This window comes from Streptomyces xingningensis (assembly GCF_054957865.1).
Genome location: NZ_JBDJPF010000043.1, coordinates 1 through 17,035, shown reverse-complemented (window position 1 = coordinate 17,035; position 17,035 = coordinate 1). Strand labels below are relative to the sequence as shown.

The 17,035-nt window shown below is 70.4% G+C and carries 20 protein-coding genes; 9 read left to right on the top strand and 11 right to left on the bottom strand.

The features are described 5' to 3' along the window. The first annotated feature begins 150 nt into the window (after window positions 1-150). The 3 genes from ABCR83_RS21650 (at window position 151) to ABCR83_RS21640 (ending at window position 2,277) form a co-directional block, all read left to right on the top strand. A complete protein-coding gene (locus tag ABCR83_RS21650) occupies window positions 151-1,140 on the top strand; it encodes a LacI family DNA-binding transcriptional regulator (protein WP_462696808.1) in 990 nt (329 codons plus the stop codon). A gap of 103 nt (window positions 1,141-1,243) precedes the next feature. After that, window positions 1,244-2,086 (top strand): helix-turn-helix domain-containing protein, encoded by an 843-nt coding sequence (locus tag ABCR83_RS21645; RefSeq protein WP_462696765.1) that lies wholly within the window; start codon window positions 1,244-1,246, stop codon window positions 2,084-2,086. Continuing rightward, a complete protein-coding gene (locus tag ABCR83_RS21640; RefSeq protein WP_462696764.1) occupies window positions 2,062-2,277 on the top strand; it encodes a DUF397 domain-containing protein in 216 nt (71 codons plus the stop codon). Before ABCR83_RS21645 ends, ABCR83_RS21640 begins: the two co-directional genes overlap by 25 nt. 6 nt (window positions 2,278-2,283) lie before the next feature. Here the strand turns inward: ABCR83_RS21640 and ABCR83_RS21635 are convergent, their stop codons facing one another. The 5 genes from ABCR83_RS21635 to ABCR83_RS21615 all read right to left on the bottom strand — a co-directional run bounded on the left by ABCR83_RS21635 (window position 2,284) and on the right by ABCR83_RS21615 (window position 6,729). Then, window positions 2,284-3,555, bottom strand: a complete 1,272-nt coding sequence (locus tag ABCR83_RS21635) for a DUF6986 family protein (protein WP_462696763.1) — start codon at window positions 3,553-3,555, stop codon at window positions 2,284-2,286. A 160-nt stretch (window positions 3,556-3,715) separates the two neighbouring features. Beyond that, window positions 3,716-4,696 (bottom strand): electron transfer flavoprotein subunit alpha/FixB family protein, encoded by a 981-nt coding sequence (locus ABCR83_RS21630; protein ID WP_462696762.1) that lies wholly within the window; start codon window positions 4,694-4,696, stop codon window positions 3,716-3,718. 59 nt (window positions 4,697-4,755) lie between these two features. Further along, window positions 4,756-5,541: an electron transfer flavoprotein subunit beta/FixA family protein gene (locus ABCR83_RS21625; protein ID WP_462696761.1), complete on the bottom strand. Its 786-nt coding sequence runs from the start codon at window positions 5,539-5,541 to the stop codon at window positions 4,756-4,758. Between the two features lie 188 nt (window positions 5,542-5,729). Continuing rightward, window positions 5,730-6,233 carry a flavin reductase family protein gene (locus tag ABCR83_RS21620; RefSeq protein ID WP_462696760.1) on the bottom strand — a complete coding sequence of 168 codons (504 nt, stop codon included), beginning with the start codon at window positions 6,231-6,233 and terminating at the stop codon, window positions 5,730-5,732. A gap of 97 nt (window positions 6,234-6,330) precedes the next feature. Further along, window positions 6,331-6,729, bottom strand: coding sequence for a TlpA family protein disulfide reductase (locus tag ABCR83_RS21615; RefSeq protein WP_462696807.1), 399 nt, complete (start codon window positions 6,727-6,729; stop codon window positions 6,331-6,333). Between the two features lie 191 nt (window positions 6,730-6,920). On the opposite strand from ABCR83_RS21615, the gene ABCR83_RS21610 reads away from it, so the two are divergent. Next, the gene (locus ABCR83_RS21610; protein WP_462696759.1) at window positions 6,921-7,652 is read left to right on the top strand and encodes a lysophospholipid acyltransferase family protein; all 732 of its coding nucleotides are present in this window, start codon (window positions 6,921-6,923) and stop codon (window positions 7,650-7,652) included. 74 nt (window positions 7,653-7,726) lie between these two features. On the opposite strand, the gene ABCR83_RS21605 is transcribed toward ABCR83_RS21610, so the two are convergent. The 4 genes from ABCR83_RS21605 to ABCR83_RS21590 all read right to left on the bottom strand — a co-directional run bounded on the left by ABCR83_RS21605 (window position 7,727) and on the right by ABCR83_RS21590 (window position 11,792). Continuing rightward, window positions 7,727-8,812, bottom strand: coding sequence for a threonine aldolase family protein (locus ABCR83_RS21605; protein WP_462696758.1), 1,086 nt, complete (start codon window positions 8,810-8,812; stop codon window positions 7,727-7,729). After that, complete coding sequence (locus tag ABCR83_RS21600; protein WP_462696757.1) at window positions 8,791-9,552, bottom strand: SDR family NAD(P)-dependent oxidoreductase; 762 nt, start codon at window positions 9,550-9,552, stop codon at window positions 8,791-8,793. Before ABCR83_RS21600 ends, ABCR83_RS21605 begins: the two co-directional genes overlap by 22 nt. A 29-nt stretch (window positions 9,553-9,581) precedes the next feature. Next, window positions 9,582-10,976 carry a DUF6421 family protein gene (locus ABCR83_RS21595; RefSeq protein WP_462696756.1) on the bottom strand — a complete coding sequence of 465 codons (1,395 nt, stop codon included), beginning with the start codon at window positions 10,974-10,976 and terminating at the stop codon, window positions 9,582-9,584. 288 nt (window positions 10,977-11,264) lie between these two features. Next, the gene (locus tag ABCR83_RS21590; protein ID WP_462696755.1) at window positions 11,265-11,792 is read right to left on the bottom strand and encodes a GNAT family N-acetyltransferase; all 528 of its coding nucleotides are present in this window, start codon (window positions 11,790-11,792) and stop codon (window positions 11,265-11,267) included. Between the two features lie 88 nt (window positions 11,793-11,880). Here ABCR83_RS21590 and ABCR83_RS21585 point away from each other — a divergent pair, with 88 nt between their 5' ends. The 3 genes from ABCR83_RS21585 (at window position 11,881) to ABCR83_RS21575 (ending at window position 13,995) form a co-directional block, all read left to right on the top strand. Beyond that, window positions 11,881-12,273, top strand: a complete 393-nt coding sequence (locus ABCR83_RS21585; protein WP_462696754.1) for a VOC family protein — start codon at window positions 11,881-11,883, stop codon at window positions 12,271-12,273. Between the two features lie 121 nt (window positions 12,274-12,394). Then, entirely contained in the window at window positions 12,395-12,979 is a 585-nt protein-coding gene (locus ABCR83_RS21580; protein ID WP_462696753.1) for a DUF5134 domain-containing protein, read from the top strand. A 77-nt stretch (window positions 12,980-13,056) separates the two neighbouring features. Continuing rightward, window positions 13,057-13,995: a M56 family metallopeptidase gene (locus ABCR83_RS21575; protein ID WP_462696752.1), complete on the top strand. Its 939-nt coding sequence runs from the start codon at window positions 13,057-13,059 to the stop codon at window positions 13,993-13,995. Window positions 13,996-14,008: 13 nt separating this feature from the next. On the opposite strand, the gene ABCR83_RS21570 is transcribed toward ABCR83_RS21575, so the two are convergent. Next, window positions 14,009-14,722, bottom strand: a complete 714-nt coding sequence (locus ABCR83_RS21570) for a hypothetical protein (protein ID WP_462696751.1) — start codon at window positions 14,720-14,722, stop codon at window positions 14,009-14,011. After that, window positions 14,719-15,237: an RNA polymerase sigma factor gene (locus ABCR83_RS21565; protein WP_462696750.1), complete on the bottom strand. Its 519-nt coding sequence runs from the start codon at window positions 15,235-15,237 to the stop codon at window positions 14,719-14,721. The genes ABCR83_RS21570 and ABCR83_RS21565 overlap by 4 nt, the downstream gene beginning before the upstream one ends. A 470-nt stretch (window positions 15,238-15,707) precedes the next feature. Between ABCR83_RS21565 and ABCR83_RS21560 the strand changes: the two genes are divergently transcribed. Both ABCR83_RS21560 and ABCR83_RS21555 read left to right on the top strand, forming a co-directional pair. Next, a complete protein-coding gene (locus ABCR83_RS21560; RefSeq protein ID WP_462696814.1) occupies window positions 15,708-15,995 on the top strand; it encodes a hypothetical protein in 288 nt (95 codons plus the stop codon). A 54-nt stretch (window positions 15,996-16,049) separates the two neighbouring features. After that, window positions 16,050-16,913 (top strand): GNAT family N-acetyltransferase, encoded by an 864-nt coding sequence (locus ABCR83_RS21555; protein WP_462696749.1) that lies wholly within the window; start codon window positions 16,050-16,052, stop codon window positions 16,911-16,913. Window positions 16,914-17,035 lie beyond the last annotated feature (122 nt).

The following is a 17,035-nucleotide window of genomic DNA, read 5'->3' as shown; positions in this document are numbered from 1 at the left end:
ACGTGACCTTGTACGCTGGTGCTCCGTGGCGGCAGGAAGGGAAACCATGGGGCATCTGGGGCATATGCGCTCGCTGTGGGCGAAGCGGACGTGACCGCCGTGCCCGAGACCCCGCACCGGCCGTCCTCCCGCTATGGCGCCCGCCCCACCATGAAGGACGTGGCCGCGCGCGCCGGTGTCGGGCTCAAGACCGTGTCCCGGGTGGTCAATGGCGAGCCCGGGGTCACCCCGGACACCGAGCACCGGGTCCGGGATGCGATCACCGCCCTCGGCTTCCGCCGCAATGACAGCGCCCGGGTGCTGCGCAAGGGCCGTACCGCCTCCATCGGCCTGATCCTCGAGGACCTCGCCGACCCCTTCTACGCGCCGCTCAACCGTGCCGTCGAGGAGGTCGCCCGCGACTACGGCGCACTGCTGTTCAACGGTTCCAGTGCCGAGGATCCGGCGCGGGAGCGCGAGCTGGCCCTGGCCCTCTGCGCCCGCCGCGTCGACGGCCTGGTCGTCATCCCGGCGGGCGATGACCACCGCTATCTGGAACCGGAGTTGGCGGCGGGGGTCGCCACGGTCTTCGTCGACCGTCCGGCCGGGCTGATAGACGCCGACGTGGTGCTCTCGGACAGCTTCGGCGGCGCTCGCGACGGCGTCGCCCATCTCATCGCCCATGGCCACCGCCGTATCGGCTTCATCGGTGACCGGCCGCACATCCACACCGCCACCGAGCGGTTGCGCGGCTACCGGGCCGCGATGGCGGCGGCCGGCCTGCCGGTGGACGACGCCTGGGTCTCTCTGGGCCCGACGGCCCCCGAGCGGGTACGGGCCGAGACGGAACGCATGCTGGCGGGCCCGCGCCCGGTCACCGCCCTGTTCACCGGCAACAACCGGGTGACGGCCACGGCCGTACGCGTCCTGGCCCAACTGCCGTGCCCGGTCGCCCTCGTCGGCTTCGACGATCTCGAACTGGCCGACCTGCTGTCCCCCGCGATCACGGTGGTGGCCCAGGATGCGGCCCAACTCGGGCGAACCGCCGCCGAGTTGCTGTTCCGTCGACTGGAGGGTAGCGGGGAGCCACCCCGGCGGGTGGAGCTGCCGACCCGGCTGATCGTACGAGGGTCCGGGGAGCTGCGGCCGGCGGGGTCGTGAGGTCCGTTGATGAGGACTTCCGGTTCCGGGCGCCTGTCCATGCCCCTATGCTCGGCCTTACCAGGGATGTGACGGCTCAGATCACGCAATGGGGGTTGCAACCATGCCCGCACCCAAGCGGCTTGATCCCTCCCCGGATATTGTCGCGCAGTACGCGGCGAAGGTCCGGGAGCTGCGACTGCGGAAGGCCTGGTCCCGGACCAGGCTCGGCAAGGAAGTGGCCCTGAGCTATAGCGCGATCGCGAAGTTCGAGTCCGGCGAGCGGATCCCCACACCGGATATCGCGAAAGTGCTGGACAGGGTGCTCAATGCGAAGGGCACTCTGCTCGAGGAGTGGGACAAGCTCAACGACGGCCCGGACGCACGCTGGGCCTGGCGGCTGCAGAAACTCGAAGCGAATGCGGGTGCCATCCGCCATCTGACCGCCGGTATTCCCGCCCTGCTCCAGACCGAGAACTACGCCAGGGCGATGCTGGCCCGCGGGATGGAATTCTTCGGGGGAAACCTCGACGAGAAAGTTCAGTACCGCGTGCGCAGGAGGGCGGTGCTCCATGGCCCCAACCCTCCGTCGTTCTCCGCTGTCATCAACGAAGCCGCACTATGTACGATCGCGAGCACTGCCGATGTCATGCGGGAACAGCTCAAACATCTCGTATACATGTCCGAGCAGCCACATGTGCACCTACGAGTCGTCCCGTTCGACAGCAATGGACTGACAGTTCACTCTCAGTTGACAGTCATATCCCCCCGGACAGGGAAGCGACCGACGCTCTACACAGTGACGTTCGAGCGAGGCATCTTCAGCACGAACCCCGGTGAGGTTGAACGTCACGACGCCTTATACGACCACGTGCAACGCGGGGCACTGACCGAAGTTGCATCAAGGACGTTCATTCGCAAGGTAGTTGAGGAGAAATATCCGTGTACATACCCAGGCCCGACCTGACCACGGCGATATGGCGCAAGAGCTCCTACTGCGGAGGCCAGGGTGACGGGTGCGTCGAAGTCGCCAACCAGTACCCCGACCTCATACCCGTGCGGGACAGCAAACTCGCTCCCACCCGCCGCCCCATCATCTTCCACACCGCAGCCTGGTCCGCCTTCATCACCGCCCTCGCCGCCGCCGACCGGCAGTGACGGCCGCTACCCCCTACGCCCCGCAAGCACCTCAAGTTCCGCCCGTGTCAGCCCCGTCAGCCGGGCGACCTCTCCCGCGCCGACCGCGCCGCAGTCCACGCCCCGCAGCACATACCCGCTCAACGCCCGTGCCGTCGCGGGTTCATCCAGCACCGTCCCATCCCCTCCCCCGCCCGCATACGCCACCAACCGGCCCGCCGCCGCCTCCAGCCCCTCCCGGTAGAACCCGTACACCGCCGCGTAGCGGCTCGGCAGATGGCCCGGGTGCATGTCCCAGCCCTGGTAGTAGGCCCTCGACAACGCCCGCCGGACCAGCCCGTGATGCAGTCGCCATGCCGCGTGCACCTGTTCCCGGGTGCCGACCGGCAGTACGTTCGTCGAGCCGTCCGACAGCCGTACACCCGTGCCCGCGACCGCCACCTGCATGACCGCCTTGGCGTGGTCCGCCGCCGGGTGGTCAGGGGACTGATGGGCGGGGCTGACGCCACACGCCGCGCTGTAGTCGAAGGTGCCGTAGTGCAGGGCGGAGACGCGCCCCTCCCCCGCCGCCACCAGCCGGGCGACCGTAGCGCGCCCGTCCGGGCCCAGGATCGCCTGGGTGGTCTCGATCTGGACCTCGAAGCGGATCCGGCCCGTCTCCAGGGCATGTGCCTTCTCGAACTCCTCGGCCAACCGGGCCATGGCCGCGACCTGTTCCGCGTAGGTGACCTTGGGGAGGGTGAGGACGAGGCCGAGGGGCAGGCCGCCCTCCGCCATCAGTCGGGTGAGGAAGATGTCGAGCGTCCGGATGCCCCGGTCGCGGACGTCGGCCTCCATGCATTTGGCGCGAATGCCCAGGAAGGGCGGGGCCGTTCCCTCACGGACGGCCGCGGCCAGCAGTTCCGCCGCGCGGGCCGCCGCCTCGTCCTCCTCGGCGTCGGGGCGGCGGCCGTAGCCGTCCTCGAAGTCGATGCGCAGGTCCTCCACCGGCTCATGGGCGAGCTTGGCCCGCACCCGGTCGTGGACGGGTACGGCCAGTTCGTCCGGCAGGCCGAGGGCGGCCGCCAAGGCGCCCGCGTCGGGGGCGTGTTCATCGAGGGCGGCCAGTGCCCGGTCACCCCACGAGCGGACGGTGTCCACGGCGAAGAGATCAGCGGGTACGTACACGGTGTGCACCGGCTGCCGGGTGCCGGGATCGCCCGGGTAGCGGCGCGCGAGCTCCTCATCGACTCCGGCCAGTCCGGCCGCCAGACGCTCGCCCATCTCCCTGCCGAAGGTCGTCGCCACCGTATGGTGCATCGCCCCACCCCCGTCGATTCAACAGTTCGTTGAAGCAATTCGCCGGATGAAGCTATCCGGGCCGCCGCCTGGCGGTCAACACCCCATGGAAAACGGGGTTCCCGCACGCCACCGCGTGCGGGAACCCCGGAACCCGGAAATCCAGGACCGCCCGGAAGGGTCACCCCTGGCGGGACTTGACCTCCTCGGTCAGCTGCGGCACGACGGTGAAGAGGTCGCCGACGACGCCGTAGTCCACCAACTCGAAGATCGGAGCCTCGGCGTCCTTGTTGATGGCGACGATCGTCTTCGAGGTCTGCATGCCGGCCCGGTGCTGGATGGCACCGGAGATGCCCGCCGCGATGTAGAGCTGCGGCGAGACCGACTTGCCGGTCTGGCCGACCTGGCTGGTGTGCGGGTACCAGCCGGCGTCCACCGCGGCGCGCGAGGCGCCGACGGCCGCACCCAGCGAATCGGCCAGCGCCTCGATGACGGAGAACTGCTCGCCACTGCCCACCCCGCGGCCGCCGGAGACCACGATCGCGGCCTCGGTCAGTTCGGGGCGGCCGGTCGACTCGCGCGGCGTGCGGGAGACGACCTTGGTGCCGGTGGACTTCGCACCGAAGGAGACGGCCAGCTGCTCGACGGCCCCGGCCGCCGGAGCGGCCTCGGGCGCCGGAGCGGCCTCGGGCGCGGCGGAGTTGGGCTTGACGGTGATGACCGCCGTGCCCTTGGTGACCCGGGACTTGGTGGTGTACGAGGCCGCGAAGACGGACTGCGTGGCCACCGGCCCCTCGGCCCCGGCCGCCAGGTCCACCGCGTCGGTGATGAGACCGGATCCGGTGCGGACCGCGAGGCGGCCGGCGATCTCCTTGCCCTCGGCGGAGGAGGGTACGAGCACGGCGGCCGGGGATACGGCCCGGTACGCCGCCTCCAGCGCGTCCACCTTGGGTGCGACGAGGTAGTCGGCGAACTCGGGCGCGTCCGCGGCGAGCACCTTCACCGCGCCGTACTCGCCGAGCACCTTGGCGGCCTCCTCGGCACCGGGGCCGAGGTGCACCGCGACCGGCTCGCCGATGCGACGGGCGAGGGTGAGCAGTTCGAGGGTGGGCTTGCGGACGGCGCCGTCCACATGGTCGACATAGACGAGGACTTCAGCCATGGGATTGCTCTCCTGCTTAGAGAATGGGGCGGTTGACGGTTCGTACGGACTCGGAAGCCTCAGATGAACTTCTGGCCCGCGAGGAACTCGGCGAGCTGCTTGCCGCCCTCGCCCTCGTCCTTGACGATCGTCCCGGCCGTGCGGGCCGGGCGCTCATTGGCCTCGTCGACCTTGCTCCAGGCGCCCTCGAGACCGACCTCGTCCGCCTCGATGCCGAGGTCGGAGAGGTCCAGCGACTCCACCGGCTTCTTCTTGGCGGCCATGATGCCCTTGAAGGACGGGTAACGGGCCTCGCCGGACTGGTCGGTCACCGACACCACGGCCGGGAGCGAGGCCTCCAACTGCTCGCTCGCCGCATCGCCGTCCCGGCGGCCGGTCACCTTGCCGCCGTCGACCGCGACCTCGGAGAGCAGGGTGACCTGCGGGACACCCAGGCGCTCGGCGAGGATCGCCGGGAGCACGCCCATGCCACCGTCGGTGGACGCCATGCCGCAGACGACCAGGTCGTAGCCGACGTGCTCGACGGCCTTGGCCAGCACCAGCGAGGTGCCCAGCACATCGGTGCCGTGCAGGTCGTCGTCCTCGACATGGACGGCCTTGTCGGCGCCCATGGACAGCGCCTTGCGCAGCGCGTCCTTGGCGTCCTCGGGGCCGATGGTCAGCACGGTGATCTCAGCGTCATCCGCCTCGTCGGCAATCTGCAGCGCCTGCTCGACCGCGTACTCGTCGAGCTCCGAGAGCAGGCCGTCCACGTCGTCGCGGTCGACGGTCAGGTCTTCGGCGAAGTGCCGGTCGCCGGTGGCGTCGGGCACGTACTTCACACAGACAACGATCCTCAAGCTCACGCCGGCTCTCCTACTGCATCGTCTCTTCGTAGCTGCCTTGCCAGGCAGCATAGGCGCCTTGTGGGGCGGATAACCGCTCGGTCGGGGCTTCACCTCGAGCAGAATGTTACTCGTCAGTACATACAGCCGTCCCACCGATTGCAAGGCCGGTGAACTGTGATCTGTCCAACGCGGGAGACCGGGACGTCTCAGTCCCGCAATCCGTTGAAGCGCCCCTGGTGGTAGAGGAGCGGACGGCCCGCCCCGGCGGGGTCTCCGGCGACCGCCTCGGCGAGCACCACCCGGTGGTCACCGGCCGGCACCCGGGCCACCACCCGGCACACCAGCCAGGCCAGCACGCCCTCCAGCAGCGGCACCCCCTCGGGGCCGGTGCGCCAGCAGGTGGGCGGCGCGAAGCGGTCGGCACCGCTGAGCGCGAAGGTGGCGGCCAACTCCCGCTGGTGCTCGCCGAGTATGTGCACCCCGACATGGTCCGCCTCGGCGAGGACGGGCCAGCTGGAGGAGCCGGTGCCGACGCCGAACGAGACCAGCGGAGGCTCGGCGGCCACCGAGGTCACCGAGGTGGCGGTGAAGCCGACCGGACGCGGGCCCCGCGCGGTGATCACGGCGACTCCGGCCGCATGGCGGCGGAAGACCGAGCGCAGCAGATCGGTGCCGGGGCGGGAGGCGCCCAGTTCGGGCGAGGCTGTCATGGGAGGTGTCCTTCCGGTGAGTTGAGCCGGATCGATACGGTCACGGTTGCTCACGGGTTGGGACATCGCGCGCGTCGCTGCGTACGCACCCGGCATCTCATATCGCCTCGCCGAGGGCCGCGATGACCTGAGCCTTGTGCGGTTGGCCCACGGCCCGGCGCACGATCCGCCCGTCCGCGTCGAGGACGAGCACGGTCGGGGTGGAGCCGATATCGAGAGCGCGCACCAGCTCGAGCCGTGCCTCCGCGTCGATCTCGATGTGCGCGACGCCCTCCACCATCGCCGCGACCTCCCCGAGGATGCGCCGGGTGGCCCCGCAGGGCCGGCAGAAGGCGCTGGAGAATTGTACGAGCGTGGCCCGCTCCCCCAGCTCCACGCCGATCTCGGCCGCGCTCAACCGCGCGGCCCGTGCACGGTCCACCCGCCTGGGCACCCTGGTCCTCCTTGTCGCCCGGTCCGGTCCGCCAGGTGCAGCGCCGACGGGGCGGCGGAAAATTCCGGCCCCGCGGCGCGGAGATCCGGCCGACGTGATGAGAATCTCCCGGCCGGTGATGTGCCCCGACTGGCCCGTGGGCCGGACATTCGGGCACGATCTGCCGGAAGCCACCAACTTACGGAAGCCATCGGCTTACGGCCGCGTAGCCTCGGCGGGAGGAACCCTCCCCAGGCTCTAAGGATGTCCCCGATATGGCAGAACTCGTCTACCCCCCGGTGATCGGTGCCGCCCGCACCATGTTCAAGGCGCTCGACCTGCGCTTCGATGTCCAGGGCACCGAGCACGTTCCGCAGCGCGGCGGGGCGGTCCTGGTGAGCAACCACATCGGGTACCTCGACTTCATCTTCTGCGGCCTGGCCGCCCGGCCCGCCAAGCGGCTGGTGCGGTTCATGGCGAAGGAGTCCGTCTTCCGGCACAAGGTGTCCGGGCCGCTGATGCGCGCGATGAAGCACATCCCCGTGGACCGCTCGGCGGGGGTGGGGGCGTACCAGCACGCGCTCAACGCCCTGCGCTCGGGGGAGATCATCGGCGTCTTCCCGGAGGCGACGATCTCCACCTCGTTCACCCTGAAGAACTTCAAGTCCGGCGCGGCGCGGCTGGCCCAGGAGGCGGGCGTGCCGCTGCTGCCCATGGCGCTGTGGGGCACCCAGCGGCTGTGGACCAAGGGGCACAAGCGGGACATGGGCCGCAGCCATATCCCGGTGGCGATACGGGTGGGCGAGCCGATGGCGGCCAACCGGGAGGAGCCCGCGGAATCCGTGACCGAACGCCTGCGCTCCCGGGTCCAGGGCCTGCTGGAAGCGGCCCAGCGCGCCTATCCCGTCCGCCCCAAGGGCCCCGAAGACACCTGGTGGGTCCCGGCCCACCTCGGCGGCACGGCCCCGACCCCGGCGGAGGCCGCGGCGGCCTCGAGCCAGGGATAGCAGGGACGGCATCCGGGGGGCGGTGAAGGCGCCGGCCGCCGGGAGGGCGGTCGGCGCCTGATGGGCCGGTACGGCTACTGCCGGGCCATCTCCTCCGCGACCGCGGCGGTGAAGGCATCGACATCGGCCTCGGTGGTGTCGAAGGAGCACATCCAACGGACGTCGCCCGCCGCCTCGTTCCAGAAGTAGAAGCGGTAGCGCTTCTGCAGGCGTTCGCTCACATCGTGCGGCAGCCGGGCGAAGACGGCATTGGACTGCACCGGGTGCAGCACCTGCACCCCGGGCACCGCCCGTACCCCCGCCGCGAGCCGGGTGGCCATGGCATTGGCGTGCGTGGCGCTGCGCAGCCACAGGTCACCCGAGAGCAGGGCCTCGAACTGGACCGAGACAAAGCGCATCTTGGAGGCGAGTTGCATGGACAGCTTGCGCAGATGCTTCATCGCCCGCACCGACCCCGGGTCGAGGACGACCACGCACTCCCCGTAGAGCAGGCCGTTCTTGGTGCCGCCGAAGGAGAGCAGGTCCACTCCGGCATCGGTGGTGAAGGCCCGCAGCGGCAGACCCAGCGTGGCCGCCGCGTTGGCGATGCGCGAGCCGTCGAGATGGACCTTCATGCCGCGCTCATGGGCGTGGTCGCAGATCTCCCGGATCTCCTCCGGGGTGTAGCAGGTGCCCAGTTCGGTGGTCTGGGCGAGCGAGACGACCTGTGGCTGGGCACGGTGCTCGTCGTCCCAGCCGAAGGCCTCGCGGTCGATCAGCCCGGGGGTGAGCTTGCCGTGCTCGGTCGGCAGCGTCAGCAGTTTGAGCCCGCCGACCCGCTCCGGCGCACCGCACTCGTCGACATGGATATGGGCGGTGTCCGCACAGATCACCGCGCCCCATCTCTCGCTGGCGGCCTGCAGGGCGACCACATTGGCGCCCGTGCCGTTGAACACCGGAAAGGTCTCGGCGGACGGCCCGAAGTGGGCGCGCATCACCTCCTGCAGATGCGCGGTGTACTCGTCCTCGCCATAGGCGACTTGGTGGCCCTCGTTGGCGAGGGCGAGCGCCGCCAGGATCTCGGGGTGGGCGCCCGCGTAGTTGTCGCTGGCGAAGCCGCGCAGTGCGGGGTCGTGGCGGCGTATCGCATCGGTTCCGCTCACGGTTGGGGAGTCAGCCACAGACGGGTTCCGTTCACTTCCGGCGCGGGCTTGTCCCAGACGCCGACGATGGCCTCGGCCAGGTCCTTGACGTCCGTGAAGCCCGCGAACTTCGCGTTCGGGCGCTCGGCGCGCATGGCGTCGTGCACCAGTGCCTTGACGATCAGGATCGCGGCGGCGGCGGGTGGGCCGCTCTCGCCGCCGGCCTTGCGGAAGGAGTCGGCGAGGGCCAGGGTCCATGCCTCGGCCGCGGCCTTGGAAGCGGCGTAGGCGGCGTTGCCCGCCGTGGGCTTGCTGGCGCCGGCGGCGCTGACCAGCAGATACCGGCCGTTGCCGGTGCGGGCCAGCGGGCTCTCGAAGGCCAGCGAGGTGTGCTGCACGGTGCGGATGAGGAGCTTTTCCAACAGCTCCCAGTCCGCGAGGTCGGTCTCGGCGAAGGTCGCCGAGCCGCGCCAGCCGCCCACCAGGTGGATCAGGCCGTCGATCCGGCCGAACTCCTTCTCGGTGCGGTCCGCCCAGGCGCGGGCCGCCGCCAGGTCGAGGAGGTCGACGGTGTCCCCGATGACGGTGGCACCGCCGTGTGCGTAGCGGGCCGCGTCGACGGCCTCGGCCAGCCGAGCCGCGTCGGCGTCGGCGGCGACGACCGTCGCCCCGGCCTCGGCCAGCCGGGCCAGGGTCGCACGGCCCGCCGGACCGGCCGCTCCCGCCACCGCCACGACAGCGCCGTCCAGCGGGCCATTGCCGTTCGTCGGAGTGCTCATGGCCGTCGCCTCCTTCTGCTTCCGCTCGCTCACGCGGCCACCTGCTCCCTGTCGGCGGTGATCCCCTTGGTGGAGGCGATCACGCCGCGCAGCTTCTTGGCAAGGGCCTCGTAGAACATGCTGAGCGGGAACTCGTCCGGAAGCACGTCGTCCACGAGCTTGCGGGGCGGCTGGGTCAGGTCGAGGGCTTCGGCGCCCTTGGCCCATACGGATCCGGGGTGCGGAGCGAGGTAGGTGGAGACGAGCTCATAGGCGGCGAACCAGTGCACGAGTTTGGGCCGGTCGATGCCGTCGCGGTAGAGCCTCTCGATCTCGCCGCACAGCTGGTTGGTGACCTGGGGAGCGCGGTCCCAGTCGATATGCAGGGTGTTGTCCGTCCAGCGTACGACGTCGTGCTGGTGGAGGTAGGCGAAGAGCAGCTGACCGCCAAGGCCGTCGTAGTTGCGGATCCGCTGGCCGGTCACCGGGAAGCGGAACATCCGGTCGAAGAGGACCGCGTACTGCACATCGCGGCCCTGGGCATAGCCGTCGGCTTCAAGCTTCACGGCCTCCTTGAAGGCGGTGAGGTCACAGCGCAGCTCCTCCAGGCCGTACATCCAGAATGGCTGCCGCTGCTTGATCATGAAGGGGTCGAACGGCAGGTCGCCATGGCTGTGGGTGCGGTCGTGGACCATGTCCCACAGGACGAATGCCTGCTGGCAGCGCTGCTGGTCGCCGAGCATGGCCTGGATGTCGGCGGGGAGCTCCAGTCCCAGGGCGGCGACGGCGGCCTCGGTGACACGGCGGAAGCGGGCCGCCTCCCGGTCGCAGAAGATGGCTCCCCAGGTGAAGCGCTCGGGTGCCTCGCGGACCGCGACGGTCTCCGGGAACAGGACGGCCGAGTTGGTGTCATAGCCCGAGGTGAAGCCCTCGAAGGTGATGCCGACGAAGAGCGGGTTGTCGTAGCGGATGGCTTCCAGCTCGGCGAGCCACTCGGGCCAGACGACGCGCAGGACGACGGCCTCGAGGTTGCGGTCGGGGTTGCCGTTCTGCGTGTACATGGGGAACACCACGAGGTGCTGGCGGCCGTCGGCACGCTGTGCGGCGGGCTGGAAGGCGAGCAGCGAGTCCAGGAAGTCCGGCACCCCGAAATCGGTGTCGGCCCAGCGGCGCAGATCGGCGATGAGCGCCGAATGATAGGCGGCGTCGTGCGGCAGGAGCGGCGAGAGCCGCTCCACGGCGGCGATCACACGATCGAACTCGGCACGCACGATCTCGCCCGGCGGTGCGCCCTCGGCCGCGAGCGGAATCGAGCCGTCCGGCGACTGCCAGGGCCGGATCGTCTCCACGGCGCTCTTGAGCGCCGCCCAGGCGGGGTGCTCGATCACGCGATCCACGGGCAAAACGCCGGTGCCTATCGCCCCTGACGCAAATATTTCCGTCATGACTTCCCCTCCTCGAGAGAACCTGGCGTTAAGACACCGTATCCATGTGAGGTTCTTCTCCTCAAGAGGAGAGGCAGTAAATTATCCTGCCGGACCCCCGGTCCGGCCGTCGATTTTCCTGTTGCTCACGATCGTTTGCGGCTGATTCACGGGCGCCCGTCACTTGCCGCACAGTCTCCCCCGGGACCGTCCTAGCCGGGTTCCGGCCATCGCCCGACCGCTCCCCCGTTCCCCACTGCCCCCGGTGCCCTCGGTGTCACCCGGGTCACACCGGGGGATCGCACTACGTCACCAAAGGTCCTTGATCAGCAGCTCGAATTCGAGGTCGGTCCGCCGGGGAACGCCGAACCGCTCGTCGCCGTAGGGGAACGGAAGCATCCGCCCGGTGCGCCGGTAGCCGCGCCTCTCGTACCAGGCGATCAGCTCGTCGCGCTGCCGGATGACGGTCATGTGCATCTCGTCCACGCCCCATTCGGCGCGGGCCAGTCGCTCCGCCTCCGACATCACGGTCCTGCCCAGCCCGCCGCCCTGCATCGACGGCCGGACGGCGAACATGCCGAAGTAGGCGTGCGCACCGCGGTGTTCGAGCTGGAAGCAGGCCGCGGCCTCGCCATCGATCTCCACGACCAGCAGGCGGCTGTTCTCGTCGGCGATCACGCCCAGGACGCCGTCGGGGTCGGTGCGCTGGCCGTCGAGCAGATCGGCCTCGGTGGTCCAGCCCGCACGGCTCGCGTCACCGCGGTAAGCCGAATCGATCAGCTGGACCAGGCCGGGCACATCGGCGGCGGTCGCGGTCCGGAAGGTCGGGGTTGCCATCGTTCCGTGGATCCTCTCCATGCGGCTTCGGGCCTGGATACGGCCTGGCCCGAGCCTATCCGCAGGGAGTTGCGTACAGTCTGCGGGCATGGCGCACGTATTGAGCAGCCGAGTACTGTTGCGGCCGACCGATCCCGAGCGGTCCCGGGCCTTTTACGGCGGGGCACTGGGGCTCGCCGTCTACCGCGAGTTCGGCGCCGGCCCCGAGCGCGGCACCGTCTACTTCCTGGGCGGCGGATTCCTGGAGATCTCGGGGCGCTCCCCGGCGGCGCCCGCCCCCGGGCTCGAGCTGTGGCTCCAGGTGGCGGACGTGGCCGAGGCCCACCGGGAGTTCCTCCGGCGGGGCGTGGAGATCCTGGAACCTCCCGAGTGCAAGCCCTGGGGTCTGCTGGAGATGTGGATCGCGGATCCGGACGGGGTGCGCATCGGGGTGGTGGAGGTGCCGGAGGGGCATCCGCTGCGCTACCGGCCGGGCATCTGACGCTTGCGCGGGCGCACACCATGGGGTGGCCGTGCTCCCCTCGTGCGCCCGTGCGCTCCCGTGTGTACGCCCCGAGTTGGGCATCCTTCCGGGGTAGGCGTGCGCCCCGGGGAGGTGTGCCGTGCATGGACCGCCACTGGTCGGCTGGTTGCTGGTGGTGCTGTGCGCGGCGACGGGCGCGTACTGCCTGCACAGAGCGCGGGCCGGCGGGACAGGGGAGCGCCGGGCCGCGCGCGGCGACGCACTGATGGGGCTGGGCATGGCGGTCATGGCGCTGCCGGTCCCGGCGGCGGCCGCCCGGCCCTGGAGCGCGGCCCTGTTCACCGTCGTCTTCGGGGCCGCCGGGCTGCGTGCGCTGGTGCCGTCGCGCAGCCATGGGGGCACCCGTCATCTGCACCACGCCATAGGGGCGTTCGCCATGGTGTACATGGCTCTCGCCATGCCCGGTGCCTCGGCCGGCGGGCACGGCGGGCACACCGGAAGCGGGCACCTGCCGGCGGGAGTTCCCTTGCTGACCGGGGTGCTGCTGGCGTATTTCGCGGTCTATGTGGTGCGAACGGCGGTCGGCATCCTGGCCGTTCCGGCCGCCGCCCATGGCGCGGTGGCCTGGTCCGGCGGGCCGGAGCCGCGGGTCCGGCCGGAGCTGACCCGCGCCTGCCGCCTGTCGATGGGCATAGGAATGCTGGCGATGCTGCTGGCTTTGTGAAGTACGCCTCAGTGGCGTGCGTCACTTCGCCTGCCGCCCCATACCGGCCGTGCGCGTCCCGCTCATAGGCTGACGCCATGATGGTCCCGCTCGCCCTACTGGTTCTCGGCGGGCTGGTCGCGGCAATGGCGCCGCGCGTGCTGGCCCGTGCCGACTGGCCGGACCGTGAACCGGTCCTGGCCCTGTGGGTGTGGCAGTGCGTGGTGGCGGCCGTGTTGCTGTGCTGTGTGCTCGCCATGGCGCTGAGCGCCGCCGCTGCCTGGGAGGCAGTGCGCGGCAATGTTTTTGCGCCCGCGCCCAGCGGGGTGGTGGAGGCGTATGCGCTCACCGCCTACGGCCATTGGGCCGCTTCCCTGGCGGTCACCCTCGCCTGCGGTGCGGCATGGACCGCGGCGATGCTGACCCGGGAGATCCGCGGGGCGCGGGCCCGCCGCCGACAGCGTCGCGCCGAGTTGCTGGTGCGCTCCCCCCGGTTGCCCGGCGAGGAGCCGGAGGCGGACCGGCTGGTGCTGCTGGAGGGCGACCGGGCCGACGCCTGGCTGTTGCGCGGTGGTGCGACGCCGCAGCTGGTGATCACCACAGGGGCGCTGCGACGGCTCAGCGGTTCCCAGTTGGATGCCGTACTGGCGCATGAGCAGGGGCATGCCCGGGCGCGCCACGACTGGCTGCTGCACAGCTCGTCCGCGCTCGCCACCGGCTTTCCCCAGGTGCCCGTCTTCGGCGCGTTCCGCGACCAGGTGCACCGGCTGGTGGAGCTGGCGGCGGACGATGTGGCCTCCCGGCGCTTCGGCCGGCTGACGACCGCGCTGGCGCTGGTCGAACTCAACGAGGACCGCGGGGTGTTCGGCCCCTGCCCGGCCCAGCTCTCCCAGGTGCCGAGCCGAGTGCACCGGCTGCTGGCGCCCGCCCCCCGGCTGAGCACGGCCCGGCGGCTGCGGCTGACGGCCATGGCGGCGCTGGTCCTCGCCGTGCCACTGCTGGTGACGTTCGTCCCGGGGCTCAGCGCGCTCGGCTGAGCCGGTCCAACTTCTAGTGGGCAGCGGTCAGTTCCTCGATCCGCTCGGGGAAGTCCGGCTGTGGCAAGGGAAGGTCGACCTCGTCGACGAATCCCAGGGCATCGGGGACAAAGGCGATGACGGCGGTCGCGGCCGGTGAGAAGACGAAGACCTCCCCGCCGTCACGCAGGCCGTCCAGCATCTGCAGGGCCGTATTGAGGTCATTGCGGTCGATCTCTTCGGGGATCTCCGGAATCAGGGATTCCAATCCGGCCTGGCGACGCCAGAGTTCCGCTTCGCGGCGTTCGCCCAGCGCCATATGGTGCAGATACAGGCAGCAGGCGGCCCCGGTGGCATCGGCCCCGGCCGCGAACTGCCACCAGAATCTGGCGCTGTCCTCCCGGTCGGCCAGCTGCAGGACGCAGCCGAGGACCAGCGCGCCATCGGGCTCCAGCAGTCGGTGGGCGAGAAAGGTGCCGAGTTTCTGCAGATCCTGGGCCACCACGGTCTTGCACAGAGTGCGCAAACGGCGATAAAAGGCGCGATGCGGAAGGTAGTTGCGCTGGGCGGCCCGGGCGGCCGCGGTGCGCGCGGGTTCCATCTGGTCGTCGAAGTAGAGGGCCCCGTGCCACATGCGTTCGGTGAGCCGCGCCGCGAGCCGGGCCTCGGCCCGGTCGAGGTCACCTCCGGTGTAAGGGCGCCGGTCCAGGCGGGCCTTGGCCAGCGCGTGGTCGAGAGATCCGGTCACCGGTGCTCCTCTTCCTTCTCCAGTCCGAGCGCGTCATGCAGGCGATGTCTGGCGTGCCGGGCGGTGGAGCGCACGCCGCCCTGGGTGATGCCCATGATGTCGGCGGTCTCGCGGACGCTGTAGCCGAGGCAGTAGTGCAACACGATGACATCGTGCTGGCGGGCCGGTAAGGCGCAAATGGCCTTGTAGATGGAGAGGCTCTGTTCCAGCTCGCCGATCGGGTCGGCCGCATGGCACAGTGCGGTGGTCTCGAAGACGGCCGTGTCGATGACGGTGGGGCGCCGTCCGCGGGCCCGGGCGCAGTCGATGGTGCGGTGCCGGACCACCGCCCAGGCATAGGCATTGGGGTTCTCCGCCCGCAGCACATCGCCCCAGACGAAGTAGAGGTCTTCAAAGGCCTGGTCGACGGCTTCTTCGGCATCGTGGCGGTTGCCGAGATAAAGCTCGGCCCAGTGCACATAGGCGCTGCGGTAGAGCTGGTGGAAGGCCCGGTAATCGGCAGGTAGTTCGGTCATGGGAAGCGTACTCGTAGGGCAGGAGAAGGTCACCTTTCGCCTCCCCGCCGCCGGTGCGGACCACGGCGCAGCTCGCTGATGCCGATGGCCGCTGCGCTCGGCAGATCGCCTGCGTGGTGTGGGTTCACGGAACTGGTGGTCCCTCCGGTTGTGACGGTCGTAACCGGGCGTGGCGTCCGTTCCCCTCGTCCGCCCCGGCCCGGGAGGGGACATCCTTCTCCCCCTCCGCCGTTAATGGCGTTCATTGAGGGAGGTTTGTGCATCGAGCGCCCGTAAAATCTTACGGAACGTTGCCGTCCGGTAACTCCTCTGCGAGATACGGCAGTCGATCGTCCGGATGCGTCTTCCGGTTGAAGTGATGGTGAGTAAGGTGTGACCTGCTGCCGGTGCGAACGGTGAGCACACTCGGCCGGACCCGGCATCAGCGGAGCGCGCGATGACGGGCCGGGCCGTCGATGAGGTGGCGGGTGATGATGGGCGCGGGCGCGTTCGAGGGCCGGTATGTGTGGCATCCGGCCGCCGACGACCACCAGTTGGCCCAGGCGTGTGTGGACGTCCAGGCCGGGCTCTGTCACAGCGCGCTCGCCGTGCTGCAGGACACCCAGCGGGACTTCGGGGTGCGGGCCCATCGGTCGCTGGTCCTGGCCGCGGTGCTGCTGATCGCCACCGTGTGGTGGTTCACCACCGCCCGACGACGCTTCAAGGGACCGGTGAGCTACGGCAGTCCCGACGAAGTCGCCGCCATGGACCTCATCTGACCGTGCGGATTGACCCCTCTCTCCCGGACTCTCCCGAAAGGACCACCGAGCACCATGATTCCCCCGACCGACCGGCTCACCGTCAACCGCGCCTCCCTCGACGAATGGCGGCAGGCGGTCGCCTGGGCCACCGAGGAGGGCTGGAACCCCGGCCGCGGCGACCACGCCTGCTTCCACCCCACCGACCCGGACGGCTTCTTCCTCGGGCGCCTGGACGGCGACTCCCGGCCGGTCTCGGCGATATCCGTGGTCACCTACTCCCCGCAATTCGCCTTCCTCGGCTTCTACTTGGTCCACCCCGACCACCGCCGCCGCGGCCTGGGCCTGGCCACCTGGCAGGCCGCCTTCCCCCATGCCGCGGACCGGACCGTCGGGCTGGACGCCGTGCCCGCCCAGCAGAACACCTATCGGCGCGCCGGGTTCACCCCCGCCTACCGCACCCTCCGCTACGGTGGCCACCCGGTCCGCGCCGCCGCTCGCCCCGACGGCCCGGTGGCCGTCACCCCGGACCACCTCGACGCCATCACCGCATACGACCGGCAGTGCTTCCCCGCCGAGCGCGCCGGATTCCTCGCCCGCTGGCTGACGGCCGACGGCCACACCGCCCGTGTCCTGCTGCGCGAAAGACGCGTCACCGGCTATGGAGTGATCCGTCCCGCCGTCGAAGGGCACCGCATCGGCCCGCTGTTCGCCGACACCACCGAGGACGCCGAGGCGCTCTTCGACGCGCTCGCCGCCCACCTCGCCCCGGACGAGCAGGTGTCCCTGGACATCCCCGAGCCCCACGCCACCGCCTGCGCGCTGGCGGAGAGCCGCGGCCTGACGGCCGACTCCCTGACCGTGCGCATGTATCACGGCCCCGCTCCCCTGACCCCGGTGGACCGTACCTTTGGCGTCACCACCCTTGAGCTGGGATAGCGGCATCGCCGATGGACCAGGACACCCCCTAGGAGCGCACTGAAGATCTATGCCGGGCTCGCGACGCCCGGCACGCACATCTGCCGCGTTGGCCGAATCCGCCGATAGAAACGCACTATCGG